16 protein-coding genes and 2 pseudogenes are annotated in these 14431 nt (G+C 52.7%); 2 read left to right on the top strand and 16 right to left on the bottom strand.

Going from position 1 to position 14431, the window contains the following annotated elements; translation table 11 throughout:
- Nucleotides 1–87: 87 nt before the first annotated feature.
- Together traI and mobA are read right to left on the bottom strand one after the other, a co-directional pair.
- Complete coding sequence (gene traI / locus AC6I8J_RS22130) at nt 88–2052, bottom strand: TraI/MobA(P) family conjugative relaxase (protein WP_497825909.1); 1965 nt, start codon at nt 2050–2052, stop codon at nt 88–90.
- Nucleotides 2052–2393, bottom strand: coding sequence for a plasmid mobilization protein MobA (gene mobA / locus AC6I8J_RS22125; RefSeq protein ID WP_497825908.1), 342 nt, complete (start codon nt 2391–2393; stop codon nt 2052–2054). The genes traI and mobA overlap by 1 nt, the downstream gene beginning before the upstream one ends.
- A gap of 240 nt (nt 2394–2633) precedes the next feature.
- On the opposite strand from mobA, the gene AC6I8J_RS22120 reads away from it, so the two are divergent.
- Complete coding sequence (locus AC6I8J_RS22120) at nt 2634–2954, top strand: hypothetical protein (RefSeq protein ID WP_429323799.1); 321 nt, start codon at nt 2634–2636, stop codon at nt 2952–2954.
- 86 nt (nt 2955–3040) lie between these two features.
- On the opposite strand, the gene AC6I8J_RS22115 is transcribed toward AC6I8J_RS22120, so the two are convergent.
- From AC6I8J_RS22115 to AC6I8J_RS22050, 14 genes and pseudogenes are all read right to left on the bottom strand, one after another.
- Nucleotides 3041–3613 (bottom strand): hypothetical protein, encoded by a 573-nt coding sequence (locus AC6I8J_RS22115; RefSeq protein WP_497825907.1) that lies wholly within the window; start codon nt 3611–3613, stop codon nt 3041–3043.
- Nucleotides 3610–3759 (bottom strand): succinate dehydrogenase flavoprotein subunit, encoded by a 150-nt coding sequence (locus tag AC6I8J_RS22110; protein WP_094106193.1) that lies wholly within the window; start codon nt 3757–3759, stop codon nt 3610–3612. The genes AC6I8J_RS22115 and AC6I8J_RS22110 overlap by 4 nt, the downstream gene beginning before the upstream one ends.
- 375 nt (nt 3760–4134) lie before the next feature.
- A pseudogene (locus tag AC6I8J_RS22105) lies at nt 4135–4350 on the bottom strand (DUF905 family protein); the annotation flags it as partial.
- A gap of 792 nt (nt 4351–5142) precedes the next feature.
- A complete protein-coding gene (locus tag AC6I8J_RS22100; RefSeq protein ID WP_497825906.1) occupies nt 5143–5460 on the bottom strand; it encodes a HigA family addiction module antitoxin in 318 nt (105 codons plus the stop codon).
- Nucleotides 5460–5741 (bottom strand): type II toxin-antitoxin system RelE/ParE family toxin, encoded by a 282-nt coding sequence (locus AC6I8J_RS22095; RefSeq protein WP_094106190.1) that lies wholly within the window; start codon nt 5739–5741, stop codon nt 5460–5462. Before AC6I8J_RS22095 ends, AC6I8J_RS22100 begins: the two co-directional genes overlap by 1 nt.
- The gene (locus AC6I8J_RS22090; RefSeq protein ID WP_497825905.1) at nt 5738–6544 is read right to left on the bottom strand and encodes a plasmid SOS inhibition protein A; all 807 of its coding nucleotides are present in this window, start codon (nt 6542–6544) and stop codon (nt 5738–5740) included. Before AC6I8J_RS22090 ends, AC6I8J_RS22095 begins: the two co-directional genes overlap by 4 nt.
- Nucleotides 6541–6987 (bottom strand): conjugation system SOS inhibitor PsiB family protein, encoded by a 447-nt coding sequence (locus AC6I8J_RS22085; protein WP_497825904.1) that lies wholly within the window; start codon nt 6985–6987, stop codon nt 6541–6543. The genes AC6I8J_RS22090 and AC6I8J_RS22085 overlap by 4 nt, the downstream gene beginning before the upstream one ends.
- A 96-nt stretch (nt 6988–7083) precedes the next feature.
- Nucleotides 7084–8760 (bottom strand): DUF4942 domain-containing protein, encoded by a 1677-nt coding sequence (locus AC6I8J_RS22080; protein ID WP_497825903.1) that lies wholly within the window; start codon nt 8758–8760, stop codon nt 7084–7086.
- A 456-nt stretch (nt 8761–9216) separates the two neighbouring features.
- On the bottom strand, nt 9217–9993 hold the full coding sequence (locus AC6I8J_RS22075) for a hypothetical protein (RefSeq protein WP_497825902.1): 777 nt from the start codon (nt 9991–9993) through the stop codon (nt 9217–9219).
- Between the two features lie 146 nt (nt 9994–10139).
- Nucleotides 10140–10535 (bottom strand): DUF1380 family protein, encoded by a 396-nt coding sequence (locus tag AC6I8J_RS22070; protein WP_497825901.1) that lies wholly within the window; start codon nt 10533–10535, stop codon nt 10140–10142.
- A 52-nt stretch (nt 10536–10587) separates the two neighbouring features.
- A complete protein-coding gene (locus AC6I8J_RS22065) occupies nt 10588–11010 on the bottom strand; it encodes a DUF1380 family protein (protein ID WP_497825900.1) in 423 nt (140 codons plus the stop codon).
- A gap of 47 nt (nt 11011–11057) precedes the next feature.
- A pseudogene (locus tag AC6I8J_RS22060) lies at nt 11058–11493 on the bottom strand (antirestriction protein).
- Between the two features lie 464 nt (nt 11494–11957).
- Entirely contained in the window at nt 11958–12188 is a 231-nt protein-coding gene (locus AC6I8J_RS22055) for a YubE family protein (RefSeq protein WP_497825899.1), read from the bottom strand.
- A 35-nt stretch (nt 12189–12223) separates the two neighbouring features.
- Nucleotides 12224–12868: a DNA methyltransferase gene (locus AC6I8J_RS22050; protein WP_497825898.1), complete on the bottom strand. Its 645-nt coding sequence runs from the start codon at nt 12866–12868 to the stop codon at nt 12224–12226.
- A 488-nt stretch (nt 12869–13356) separates the two neighbouring features.
- Here AC6I8J_RS22050 and AC6I8J_RS22045 point away from each other — a divergent pair, with 488 nt between their 5' ends.
- Nucleotides 13357–14325, top strand: a complete 969-nt coding sequence (locus tag AC6I8J_RS22045) for an IS110 family RNA-guided transposase (RefSeq protein ID WP_497825897.1) — start codon at nt 13357–13359, stop codon at nt 14323–14325.
- Nucleotides 14326–14431: the final 106 nt, after the last annotated feature.

Raw genomic sequence — 14431 nt, 5'->3', positions numbered from 1 at the left:
TGTGGTTAGCTGGTTGTACAGGGGTCCAGCCTGTGCAATCAGCGACATAGAACTTTAATTTGAGTTATGTCTTAGTTTTTAATCTCCTCACGGTCGTGGTAAATCTATATTCACAGGGCGCAATTCATCATCGTTGCTGAACTTAACCTGAGCCTGTTTCTGCTCTGGCTGCACTCCAGATTGGCTTAAACTCATCTCGGTAGAGCGCACGCTGGCCATCTGTTCTGGATCGCTGACTTTGAATATTTTACCGTCTCGCTTATTCAGGTTCCTTAATACACCAGAATACAGCACACGATTTACAGCCTTCTGCTCACCGCTAAGCGTTGTACTATCACCACTGCGCCATGCGGTAAGCTCAGCGGCTAAATCATTATTATAACGATCAGATTTACTATCAGGCGCTGCATAGACTTCTACTCTGTCACCAAAATCAGTCACAGCAGGTTTACCGTCTCGCAGATAGCTCACAGTGCCGTTACACAGCAGACGCGTCTCATGCTCGCTTGATTTAAAGGTTGGGACATCGTCACTAGGCCCATAATGAATAACGGCAACAGGTTCAGGCCAGACTTTACTGTGCTGCGCATCCTTACGTTTTTCACGATAGGCCCAGCCACGCATCTGGCTAATGGCCGCAACGTTGCCCTGAAGTGCTTCACGTTCTACCCATGACTTCCAGCTGAGAGGTCGATTCGTACCGGCATCACTTAGCGCCTGACGTTCTGAGCGCAGCTGAATACGCAACTCCGCAACAGCTTTCATCTTCTCGAACTCTGCAACGCGGTACATCAGTTTGCGCATCAGCGGATCACGAACTGTTTCCCGCACATGCGCTTTCATAGCAATGCAATGGGCAGAGATCTGACGGAAACGCTCACCGGCACGCAGGTCTGGCTTCTCCCAGCCGGCACGGTAAGCATCATATCGTGCACGAAGAATTTCACGTGCAATTGCGCGCGCCTCTCGACGCTCGCGACGTGCTTCCTGATCGCGTACATGCATCTGCGGCATGTAAAATTTATCAATTAGCAGAATACCATCTTCATCGCTATCAGGATTGGTTACAGGAGGAGCGGGCTGGAATGAACCATGCTGAGATTTCATTGCCTGCAGACTGATTGCCGGATGAATGTCAGAAGCCTTAACGCCAACACCATCAGGATTAAGCAGGTCAAACACGGCAAGGCCACCGTTCTGCTCACGCACACCAAGTCCGCGGGTATACATCAGGTTGTGCAGTAATGGCCAGTCGAGACATTCCTGCTCATGAAAGTCGTTTATCATCTGACGGGTTTCACGAACAGCATAGCCATGGAGGCTTTCTTTATCCGAGAATATTTCTCGCTTGGCCGCGCCGCGTGGAACTGCAGGCATGTCACGGCGAGTGCGGTGCAGCTCGCCATCATTATCCATTTCCCAGCTGCCGTTATCGACTTTGAAGCCCAGCTTCCGTTCAAGCACACGGCAGGATTTCTGCAGGGTATCTGCATCGTTCCAGATGTTCTGTGCACGGAACGTTTCAGGATGAACACGATTAGCTGAGACGTGGCAATGCACATTATCAGTATCGCGATGAATAGCAGCAACGTACTGATGATCCGCCATCCCCAGCTCCTTAAGCGTGTGGTGCACTGAAGTAAAGATGGCATCAGGAGTTGGATCTTCATCAGCTTGCCAGGAAAGGATGTAGTGATAAACCGCATCTTTACAGCGACGGTTCTGCATCGCCGTCATGTTCATCTCAGATGCAGCGGAATCAAGTGAAAAGCAGTTGGTTTCACACAGTACTTCACCAGAAAGCACGCGCTGAATGCCCTCTGGTGAAATGCTGACGATCTGATTTGAGCTCTCAGAATTTTTGCGACCAACGTAATCAACCAGCTGACCAAATCCGGGAGTTGATACATTGGCAGCTGATGAAGTATGCGCTTCATTATCAGACATGACCACCTCAGTAGCTTTCTTATCATCGCGCGTACTCAGGTAGTTAACCAGCTTCTTAAAGCTGGTTTTCTTATCGCGGCGCTTTGGTGGAATGATGACGTTCATCAGTCTTTGATTTCCTTTGCATCTACTGGCGTCATATCCAGTGCGTTAAGTGCTCTTGCAATCTCTACAAGCACCTCCGAAAACTGACGGCTTAGTTCAGTCGTCATGCCTTCCTGCATCTGCGTGTAGAGGTGCTTTTGTAAACCGCCGAGGCATTTAATCTCATTCATCATTCGGATGTCTGTACGCACCTGAATGCGGCGGTTGAGTGCGGTACGCCTGAGATACTCTGACGTCGTCAGCCCGGCCACTATCGCTTTATTCTTGATGGCCTCTGCTTCAGCTTCAGTACAGCGAAGCTGAATGAGTGTGTTCTTCTGACGCTTCTCGCTTTTTGACATAACTCAACCTTGGCACATTACCCGGGTCTCGGGGCGGAGCCCTGAGCAGGTCGTTTTGGCGTTACCGTCTGCGTGCAGGCGGTAATGACAAAACATTTCCTGTCCCTTTATTTAATCAACGTTCGTTATTTTGCCATTTAGCTGTTTAGAAGTAAACCGACGTCATGTAGGAATGGGTATGGAAATTGCCACTGAAATCGAGCAAAATCATGCTTTCACCAATATGAGAGAATGAATGACATGGCGACAGGTAATTTTTTTACACAAGAGCAACTTGATGAGGCTCGCAGGAAGCTTGAAAATCTTCCAGATTTGACACCTCAGCGCATTACACGAGATGGTGCACTGGAAAATCTGAAAGATACCATTCTTGTACTGGCAAAAGAGAAGGGTTACACAGTGGCGGATATTAAATCGGCATTGGATGCGATGGAGTTCCGATTCAGTGAAAAAGCGATCTCCGGTGTGATAAACGAAGGTGGTGGTAAGAAAAGGCGACAACCTCGCAAGGCAGAACCGGCCCAGATTAAAACTAGTTCGCATGACAGCCAGACAGCATAAAGAAAATATCCGGCAGGAATTATATTTCCTTGCCGGATAGTTTTATATCAGTAAGTAGGCGGGTTTTTATTCAGCCTATCAAAGTGTCAGTCGAAGACCTTTCGGTTATAAACAACTTTAAAATCGCTGTACTCCGGTCCATCACGCAGCGGTTCCAGCCGCACAACATTTTCCGCAATGCCGTTCATGGTCAGAACACGTTCGATTCCTGTATGCCAGTCTTCTGCATCGTTTAGGGGAAACCAGAGGTTATTGTTGATCCCGCTCAATAATGGGTCACAACAGATATGAATGCCGCGCCCGTGGCGGGCATTACCGCTGCATGTAACAATCAGTTCGCCACGCACTTCACGCGTTAGTGATGTGTTAACTAATTTTTCTACCACATCATTCCAGTTCCAATCCTCATCGTCAGGCACCGGAAGTTCGACGAATCGCAGTGATTTACATCCCGCACGCGCCATGCTCTTCGCGAGATCTAAAACTGAAGGTTCACCACATGAAGCATCTGCGCCGCTGATCCAGTTACCGTGATGGAAAAAGGCTTCATCGCCATTATCCAGACGAATAAACGTGTACTCGCCCAGCACACGAATGATGTCATTCTGTGTCACGCGTGACGGTGTGACGGAAAAGTTTAGAGGGGTTGTACTACTCATGCATTTTTCTCCAGAGCAGCATTAACGGTCGTGATAAATTGCTGCCACATAGCAAACGGCATCGCCGGAACGTGGGCCATCTGACCAGAGCGTAAAGCATTTACAAACAGCATTGCATGTGCGACGATTTGCGGATCAAAAATCATATAACTCTCCTGAGAGTCTGGTTTTGATAAGGCAACCAGGTAGGACTGATTGCCGTGGAATAAGCAGGGGTAACCCTGCTTTTTTTACGCCTGTATGTTGCCGTTCTGCTCCAGTTCTGAGGTCAGCCATTGACTGGCGCTGAACCATGCTTTTTCATCCTTAAGCCCGAAATGTGCCAGCGCGATACGCCCCGCATCTGCCCAAACTTCTGACACGTCAGCCGGAAGCACAACCGAATTTTCAGGAACTCGCTGCACGACCGCACTGGCTAAGTCATTCAGGATTTGAGCCATTAAATCCCGGCGCTGTGTAAGCGTCATCGGAACTTCATTGAGATCCGTCAGTGCCTTTAGCTGCTGATTCAGCGGCTGACATACGCCACGGCTGTTGATGTACTTACGCAGCCTGTAGCCCGCATCATGTTCAAAGCTGAATGCACGCCAGATAAGTGCACCCGACGACTCACGCACGACCAGGCGAAAGTGACTGCCCTGATCGTCTTCAATGAAGACGTTGCTGAAAGCAGCCGTAATGTTAACAGCCTGTTCGCGTGTAAACGCGCCGTCGCCCAGCGCCGCTACGCAGCGCATTTCGGTAGTGGTGCCCGTCGGGGTTGAAGTCATGATGTGCTCCTGTCTGAAATTAATGATCCGGCTGACCGCCGCGCGGTGCCCGAAAAGCCCTTCTCTGACGCGGTCTTTTTCTTTCCGGTCTGGCCTTTCGCGGCAAGGGCAAAGGAGCAACGACGAAGTGAAGGCATAAAGGGGCGACGGCAAAAAGTTTTTGAGGCCTTTCGCAAAAAGTTTTTGTCGGCGTGTACTTCACCCCTTTTTGCCTGAACCGGCGGTGCTACGACCAGCCCTCCGCGCAAGGGCTGGCCGGAAGGCAGGGAAGCGTCAGAAGGGAAGTTTCAGACCGCCCCGCGGGCTGGCCTTAAAGTCCCGGCAGGGTTTGCCGGGACGGTGAAAGCGTCGGCGCAGCCGGCAGCGGCTTTTGACTCTGGACATCAGCCCGAAACCGCTTGCGGCCGAAACCCGCAGGGGTTCGGTGGCGCTTGCCGGCTTGCCGGTTAGCGACATAGGGCTCGACGACCCGGCTTGCCGGGGAGCCGAAGGGGGCCCACGTTGTTGCTGTTGCTGTTGCTGTTGCTGTTGCTGTTAATGCGACTTTATTGACGACGGAAAGAAATAGTTGATCTCAGAATTAGCGGTACAGATTGGGGGAGACGTACGAGGGATATAAGCAGCCTGACGGGAACGGCCGGTGCGGCAGCACCGCCTATTCCCTGCCCGCAGGGCGGCGGTGTTGCCGTTCCGATGCCGGCATACAATGCATAGAAAAACCGCGCCATAAGGCGCGGTCTATGAGTTGCGTTGCGGTGTTTACTTGCCCGGCCGTTCTTCTGCGTAAGCGGCCAGCACGCCCGGATGCAGATGCACGCCGGAAACGTCCGTATTTTCACGGGCTTTGTGCAGATCGCAGGCAGCCTGCATGGATAACCAGAGGCGCGCCGCAATACCTAGCCCCGCCTCCAGTCTCACCGCCATTTCCGGGCTGACCGATGCCTTACCGCTGGCGACCTTGCTAAGCGCCGAAGCTGATACGCCCAGCTCTTTCGCCAGCACGCGCAGACCAATGTTATTATCTTCTATGTACTCGGTGATCAGGCCGCCGGGATGCGGCGGATTAAACATGGCCATCAGTGATAGTCCTCCAGGTTGAGAATGTAAGCATCACCGTCTTTAAATTCGAACGTAATGCGCCAGTTAGCTCTTACCGTAATTGAATAAAGATTCTTTCGATCCCCTTTCAGAGGATGGAAGTGAAAGCCCGGATAGTTTTTAAATTCATCCGTCGATACCGCTTCATCAATCACCAGCAGGCGAAGCCTGATGCGTTCAGCATCTTTCGACTGTACACCGCTCACATCACCTTTCTCAAAAAGTTTCTGTAAACCCTTATGCTTCCAGCTCTTTATCACGATAGTGCTCCGTGTTTCGTCTTGAGAAACATTATAGCATGCGTTTCGCATGAGGAAACAGTTTTATCTTCATTTTTCGCACTTGGTCGTTGTAATTTGTTTGGTATCAGCCATCGATTTAATTCGTGCTGCATGGTGCCGATATGCGGCACACGCTGTTGTATCTCCCAGGCTACGTCACATGCTGCATCCGGAGAGTACAACTGAAGAGTTTCAAGTCCGACAAGTGATGGAAACCGGCGCGACCAGACCCTGATCATATTTTTCAGATCGTGTTCTGGCACGAAGTTACACCAGGCGGTAAACCAGCCGCGCAGCGTATCAGGCGTGCGGAAAGCCAACTCTATTTCTGCCTGGCAGATGCGATTTTCCAGCTGGCGCGCCCGGTAGTCCTCCGCCTGCCTTTCACGCCGCACTATACGGCTCACACTTTTTTGTGCTGCATGTTCAGCACGTTCTGAGCGGCGGAAAGCGGCTTCAGGAAACAATATCGTCGCAAGTTCTCCCGGCAGTGGCAGCGGACATACATCACCTGCCGTTCTGAGAAACGTATCCAGGGCGCTTTCCCATTCCGGCAGCGGCGCACGCTTCTCACGCGACCGCAGATAAATTCCTCTGATACGGTTCAGCCCCTGAACGCTGATGCGGCTCACGCCGCTCAGCTGCTTCATAAACGCGGCCGCGTAGGGATGGCGGGCAAGTCGTGTCCCCCGCTGCTGTGCGTGCTCAACGATTGCGATTGCCTTAAGTGCGGCCTGTCGTTCTGGTAACAGCGGCACCAGGGCCAGAGAGGATGGGATCATGCGGCGTGTCCTCCCATCTTCATCGCGGCAACAAGCTCACCAGCGCCGGTAAAGCCTGCCCGCGTGTACTCAGCAATTACTGACAGTTTTTCCTGTAGTGCCATCGGATCAAGCTGGTCGCTGACGTACAGGCGCAGACGGCTGCGGGTGCGACTGTCTGCCACTACCGCACACCATGCGGGCCAGCAAGCTGACGGGCTGACCAGCTCAACGGCGATCTCTTCCATTTCAGGCTGCGTCAGTCGCAGATGGATGGGATAGGCTCCGCCCCATTCGCCGCGCATCTCGCAATCCATGCGCCAGTTGTCTGGCAGCTTCAGCGCGCTGTGTACCAGGCCGCACATGCGAAGGCGCGCGGCTTCTCCGTGTTCGCTCAGTTCTTCAAGATCGCAGCCTGAAAACGTCCGCAACGCATTCAGGGTAAATTGTTCATCTCGGATCATTATATTTTGCTCTGTTTCGCGGTTCGTGGCTCCGGCCCGGTTATCGGGCCGGAGAGGTATCCGGCAGGGGTCCACCCTGCCAGCCGGGCTGGATGGTTATTCCGGCTTGTACGCCATCAGGCGAACCACACGAACCCCGGTTCCCGCAAACATGCCCTCAATCGGCGCAGACCAGTTGCAGTCCCAGCCTGGCAGCAGGTCTTTGCGGTCACTGCCTGCGGGCAGAATGGCCGCCAGGCGCCCGCCGTCCTTGACCAGTGCCGCCGCTGCGTTAAGGTGCGCTACTGCCCTGCCTTCGCTATATGGCGGATTCATCACTACTACGTCAAAACGTTGCGGGGTCATCTGAGACCATTGCAGGAAATCGGCTTCGATCACGTTGTGTCCTTTTGCCTCCAGTACGCGGCAGTGCAGCGGCGAAATCTCTACGCAGGCGGTCTGCATTTTCGGCATCAGGTCGGCAAGTCCGCCCATACCCGCGCTCGGTTCCAGGCAGGTTTCCCCCTCGCGGATATCCGCCTCGTTAAGCAGCTGCGCGGCGAGTTCGCCCGTGGTCGGGTAAAACTGGTGTGTTTTCTGGTCCGGCAGCGCGCCGGAAAGCTGGACATCTTCAAGCGCCGTTGTCGGGTCGTAATCAAACTCGAACCAGGTAGAAGCATTGATATTCATTTTTACTCCGCCCAGGCTCATAAGCACTTTTTCTGCTTCTGCGCGTGCGGCCTTGTTCTCATCCGAATAACCTTTTAAACGGCGGTTAAAGGGGTTCGTAGTGACAGGCGGGCGCGGTTCTTCCCAGCGGTTGCGCTTTAAGGGTTCGGTGCGTTCTGTTTCCAGCTCACTGAGTACGCTCAGGACAGAAAAAGGCAGCAGATTCGAATGCAGATCAAAACTTTTTACCTTTGTGCGCGGCTTCTGACGGTGCTCCGCAGGGATAGCCGCCGGATGCAAGAAGGCCAGAATGTCATTAAGGCGCCAGGCCATGTCCGGATGTATTTCAAGGTGAATAGTGCCTTTCATAAAGGCTTTTACGCGCAGTGCTCCGCCGTCGATAGCAACCCACTCACCCGAACGGGCGCGCGCGATGTTCAGAATTTTATTAGTCGTGTTCAGGCCGGTAGCATCACGGCCCATGAACTTCGCAATGACTTTGCGCAGGTCATCTACGTAGCCGGTGCGCTCGTAATTGCACATTCCCCACTGATCGAACATGCATTCGATAATCATGCGTTTGCTGAAGCCTTCCGGGCGGTTGGTCACGTGGCTGCGTGACAGGCTGCGGAAAATACCGTCAACGCGCTCGGAGAAAAATTTCTGACGTGAGAAAAGCAGCTCGGAAAGCGTTGCGCGCACGGCATTTTCCTCAAAATCCGGTGCTTTCATCTCATGGATCTGATTGTTCCACTCGTTGCGGCGATCGTTGGGCATATACTCGTAAACGTCAGTCAGGTTTAGCGCCTGTTGCCAGAAATCAGCGTTAAGGGAAGCTATCGCACCAGGCAAGTCAAACACCACGCGCACAGGCGGCATGTGCAGTCGGGAATTACGCACATTGCCACGCATGAAATACTCAACCGCATCGGCATTCTCACCTTCGCGTACAGTGGCCGAAATATTTTTTAATTTTACGTACATCAAGCCATAGCGGCCTAACAGGCCGTCAATAACGTCAGTTTCAACGGGTGCAAAAAAGGTATCTGAAATGACTTCCCCGGCGTTGATTGGGGCGCGGTCGGTTGTCGCATCAGGGGTGACGTTTACGAGTGTGTTTTGCATGGCATAGCTCCTTAAATCCGGCTGAGTGGGTGCAGCACGCGCTGCGGACCCGAAAAAGACCTTCTCTGACGCGGGTTTTATCTTTCCGGTCTGGCCTTTCGCGGCGAAGGGCAAAGGAGCAACGGCAGACGACCGGAGTATGGGCGTCACCGGAGGCCGCAGCGCAAGCGAGCCGGGTTTATGGCGAGTGCGAACGGGCGAGGAACGGCGAAGCGAACCTATACGGCAGGGCGGATGACGGTGCTACGAAAAGCCCTCCGCGAAAGACCGGGCCGGAAGGCAGTAAAAGCCGTCAGGGACCGCCCGGCGGTCCTCCCTGGAGCCGCGGCGGCCCCTCTGCCGGGGCGGTAAAAGCACCGGCGCTAGCCGGTTGCAGGGGTTGATCTTAGCCATCAGACTCTAGCCGTCAGGCACGAAACCGCTCGCGGGTTCGGCGGAGCTTACCGGCTTTGCCGGTTAGCGGAGTGAGGCTAGACGAGCCGGCGAAGCCGGGGAGCCGAAGGGGGCCTCTTCAGGAATTAACTGGATATTTATTTTTTTAATTTCTTTACCTTCCATAGCATCAGTCTTAAAAATGTAATAACCATTACTAAGCTGATGATTTTCTATTTTTTTTGCAAGAATATTATCTGCCGAATAATTCACTATCGCGAAGTAATCTTTATCGAAAAAAACCTCATAAACTATTTTATTATGATAAGTAATGTATGACATAACAAATGCAGCAGGAAAAACAGCAATCAAAATTAAAACAGTGAAGAAAACCCTGTAATGTATAATCACATCGATAATTCCACGGCCATTATCTTCATCATAATGCCATGATTTCCCATTAAAAACATCAGAATAGTGCTTTCTCTTTTTTACAATAAAAGTAATTTCAGCCCATAAAATTAACACCGAAAAAACCACTGCATAAGTTTTGTTAAAACCCATAACCAAATAGTATGCAATAGCAGGGAAGTATATAAAAATCCCTATCATAAGGAGCCTTAAAAGGTTACGACTTCTTTTTCTTTTAAATAAATAGTAGAACCATGAAAAAAGAGCAAGCACTATAAAGCCTGATACAAAATACAATGATGCCCATGCAACCCTCATAACATCTAAAGTCATTAACTCAAGAGGTATTTGGTAAAAATTAGCCTGTGCAAGTATCCCTATAAATGCCTGAAAATATAACGATCCGGTTACGGCTGCTAATATGTAAGTATCTTTATTAAGTATTTTCATTTTAATCACATGAAATGTAATAGTATCTTTATTTTACATGATTGGAATAAAAGACGCAGGATTTGCTTTTAGATTTGCCGTCCTAGGTAGCTAAGTTTTCGTCCGGCAAAATCGTCTCCGGGCATCCCTGCCCTGCTCTCCTTTCTTTACTCGTTAATAGAGAGGTATATGCGCCTGAGTACTCTCTGAACCGCGCCCACGTCCCCGCTACCGCTTGTCGCCGGCATTCTGCCCGCCGCCTGCACCAGTATTTCAAGACCGCCGGTTGAAAGGGTCACCAGCCGGTTACGCTGTCCGGCGGCGTAGCGGATATTATCAGCCAGTACGCGGATAGTTTCGGCTCCCACGCCAGCCTCATGCTGCGCATCCCTGTCCCACGTGGCGAGGTCGCAGACGATTTCGGCGGCGGTTTCCGACGTTACGTGCTCACCCCCCATTACCCTCATCACATCTTCTTTACGCCAGATAATCAGCGTGATCTTCTGCTCGCCCTGAAACTGCGCTTTCAGGCGGTTACACAGTTGGCTTACGGTTCCGTACATGGCTTTCTCCTTACCGGGGCGGCCCTGCCGCTCCGTGCTGTCAGATTCGTGTTTATTCGCCGCTCTGCTCTCTCAGCAGCGCGCTAATCCGAAAGAGTGCCGCCGTTTCCGCCGGGAAGCGGCGGGCAGATGCGCCTTCACCGTTCTGCGCATCCTCAAGCCGCATAAAGTCCCACGCTACTTTAAGCGCCGACTCAAGCGCGGCGGCGGGCACGGTCGCCACGCGGGCCTGTTTTTCCTCCTCGCGGATGTTCTCCAGCACAGCCTGAAGGGTTTCCAGGCTCACGCCATAATCGTGCTGCGCGTCCAGCCCGCTGATTTGCTGCACAATATCAGCGGCGGTTTCTTCCGTTACGCTTTCGTCGTCGAGAACAGCCAGCACGTCCTCTTTTGTCCAGATAATCAGCGTCATAAGCTCGTCAGATTTGTAACGCTGTAATAATCGGGCGCAGAGTTCATTAACGGTTCCGTACATGGTTTTTTTCCTTTTAAACAGGGGCGGTCTCGCCGCCCCGCTGGTTATCAGTTAAGGGCGCAGAAAATAGCGGCGGATTCGGGATGGGTTTTCACACATTCCATCAGCTGGCGGTGCCGCTGGCAGAAGTGCGCACTCAGTTCTTCGTCGTCGTGGCGGTCGTACAGCCAGCTGCGATGGTTAAGAACCAGCGCCGTGATGATGATCCCCGCAGCGTCGGCGCTAATTTCCAGCTCCGTCCAGTGATACGGATTGGAATACATGTATCGTTCCTCACCTTCGCTTCATATATCCGCCGCCGCCCGGCAGCGGTACGAAATCCCAGACCGTGCCGTCATAGTTCGCCAGGTAGCGGCTGGCGTAGAGGTACACGTTGTTTTCGGCCTGCACGTAATCGTGACCAAACAGGGAAGGCAGAAAACGCAGGCTGACAAAATCGGCCAGAACAGACGCTGGCTGTAAAACGTAGGGTTGTGTATTCATCAGACATCTCCGCAGTCAGAGGGGGTTAAAGTTCCGGCCTGTGCCGTGACTGAATGACAGCCCGGCGGAAAGCGGAGTGTTCAGGAGCGACACCGCAGGCCGCAGCGCAAGCGAGCGGGAGACGGGATTACGCACGGCGCTGGCGCGAATATTTGAGCGGTGGCGCGACGGAAGTAAGCACGGCGGAGCGAGTGCGAACGGGCGAGGATGGCGAGCGAAGCGATCTCTTGAACACGCAGCGGCCGGGCTAAAGTGAAGTCACGGCACCGGCTGCAGTCCGCACGGACCGGGTTTTATGCCCTGTCCCGCCGTATGGCGGAATATAGCGGCGCGCAGCAACTTCCTTATTTCATTCTGTCCACAACCCGGGTGCATAGCCTGGCTATAACCCTGTGGACAAAAGCGCGGCGGCCGCAGTATCTGCATATAAACAGAAGGCGGTCATAAAATGACCGCCCTTTCCGTTATTTCAGATGACCGCGCATTTCGGCAGCGCGCCGGTACAGCGCCACCAGTTCTGTATCAATCTGTTCGATCAGTATCCCGGCCATTTTCTGGGCCGGCGCCGCGCCGCGGAAAAGATGGCGTTTTGTCATGTCCCGTAACCGCAGGTGAAACTCGTAAAGCGATTCTTCCAGGTCGTTAATGTCGTCGGTAAGCTGCGTGTTTTCGGTCGTTTGTATCTGGTCTGTCATGGTGCTGTCCTTATGGTCTGGTTACGGAAAATACGTTATGCGGCACGGGCGGCACGCAGCTCACCCAGGCGGCGCAGGCCGGCCGTGTGGTACTGCTCAAGCAGTTCGATACCGATCCAGCGGCGGCCGCACTGGTCCGCAGCGACACAGGTCGAGCCGGAGCCTGCAAACGGGTCTAAAACGAGATCGCCGGGCTTCGTGAAGGTTTCGATAAGCGGCTGTAATACGCTCACCGGCTTTTCGGTCGGGTGGTGCCGGTTGCCCGTGTACTGCCAGGGCATCACGTCGGGTAAAGGCTTTGCCGGCAGTGGCGGGCGCCCTTTGGCCAGCAGGTAGGCGCTTTCATGCTGATACCCGACAAATGCCGATTTCGATGCATAGGTTTTGGTGAACACAAGGTGCCCGACAACGCGGAAGCCCGCCGCTTTCCATGCCTGCATGAAGACGTCCACACGGTTCCAGCCGTAGAAACTCACTGCCAGGCTGTTGTTTTTGAGCACGCGGAACATTTCACGGCTGGCCGGCAACACCCACTCGTCACTCACGTCGTTAGCGATTGAACGGCCGGACCGGTCCTTAAAGCCGACGAGGTACGGGGGATCTGTCAGAATAAAGTCGATGCTGTTATCCGGAAAGCCGGCCATGATCTCTACACTGTCGCCACGCATGAATCGGGACATAGTTATGCTCCTAAGTGTCGGGGGGCACCCCTGTGGTGCCGTGACCACCACAAAGACGGGCGTAAAGCGGAGCAGGCAGGGGCGGACGCGCAAGCCGCACGCGCCGCCGGAGCGGACTGAATGTCCCGCGCACGGCGGGGAACGGGTGAGCAGGACGGCGAAGCTTCCCTTGAATGCGAAGCGGCCCGGCTACCGTGAGGGCACGGCACTTTATCCCTGCCGGTTTCCGGCCGCAGGACGGGAAGCGGCAAAAGGAACGGAGCGAAGCGACATCCTTGTATTGTCGGCCACACAGAATAAATTGATTCTGTACGTTAACGCCAATGTTCAGGGCAAAGCAGGCCGGCGACATCCTGCGGCGAAAAGCCTGATGATAAGATGACTACCGCTTTGCCTTTTCAATGTCAGACCGAAGGGTATCTGAGGCCCCGTACATGGTGAGCCTGTATTTGCAAGGTTGGTCAGTATTGAACTCATGAGGATATGACATGACTGTTTATCTCGGAATTGATATTGCCAGTAAGAAGTTTGATGCGGCGCTGCTCTGTGACGGCTCTTATAAATGTAAAGCGTTCGCTAATACTCCAGTAGGTTTTTCAGAACTGATCAAATGGACTCAAGGAACCGATGCCACTGAAATACATGCTTGTCTGGAAGCTACCGGTGATTACGGTACAGCTCTCGCTACATTTCTGTACGAGAGGAAAATGAAAGTAAGTGTGGTAAATCCAACCCGAATTAAGGGGTTTGGTGCAGCCGAACTGTCACGGACGAAAACAGATAAAGCTGATTCAAAACTGATTGCCCGGTTCTGCAAAGCAACTGAGCCCACACAGTGGAAACCCATACCGGCACCCGTCCGAAAACTTCGGGCTATGGTTCGACGGGTAGATGCCCTGAACGGTATGTTACGAATGGAACGTAATCGCAGTGAGAATGCCGAAGCAAGCATCCGGGACTCACTGAAACGTATTGCAGAACATTTAAAAGAAGAAATCGAAATAATCCGCCAGGAAATAAGAAAGCACATCAGCAACGATGTCGAGCTTCAAAACCAGGATGCACTTATTTGTTCAATTCCGGGCATCGGAAGCGTGACATCCGCAGTAATTTTGTCATTCATGGCGGGTAGAAAATTCAGTAAGGCTAAAGAAGTTGCTGCTTTTCTCGGGCTTAATCCACGACAGCATCAGTCCGGAAGCTCGGTGCGTGGCAAAACGCGGCTGTCCAAGACAGGAAATGCCTTCCTGCGGAGTGCATTGTATATGCCGGCACTAACTTCCCTGAAACATAATCCAGATATAAGGGCATTCGGGCAACGCCTCCGGCTCGCGGGAAAACCTGGCATGGTCGTTGTTGCAGCAGTTATGAGAAAGCTCATTCATGTTATTTTTGGAGTGCTTCATTCCCGTACCGTCTATAGCCCCCAGACAGCAGGTGGATCGCTTAACATCTGAATTATTTGATCTGTAGACAGTCAGTTTTCCGGGCAGCTTTCTAATCCTGTGAGAGACTATATGGCCAGCGGGAGGAAAACTCGTTGTCCCAAATAAACCAGCTGGA

Source organism: Pantoea sp. X-Soil-ISGK-355 (assembly GCF_059730805.1).
The sequence above is the reverse complement of the archived record's forward strand: the minus strand, read 5'-3'. Positions and strand labels throughout refer to the sequence as shown.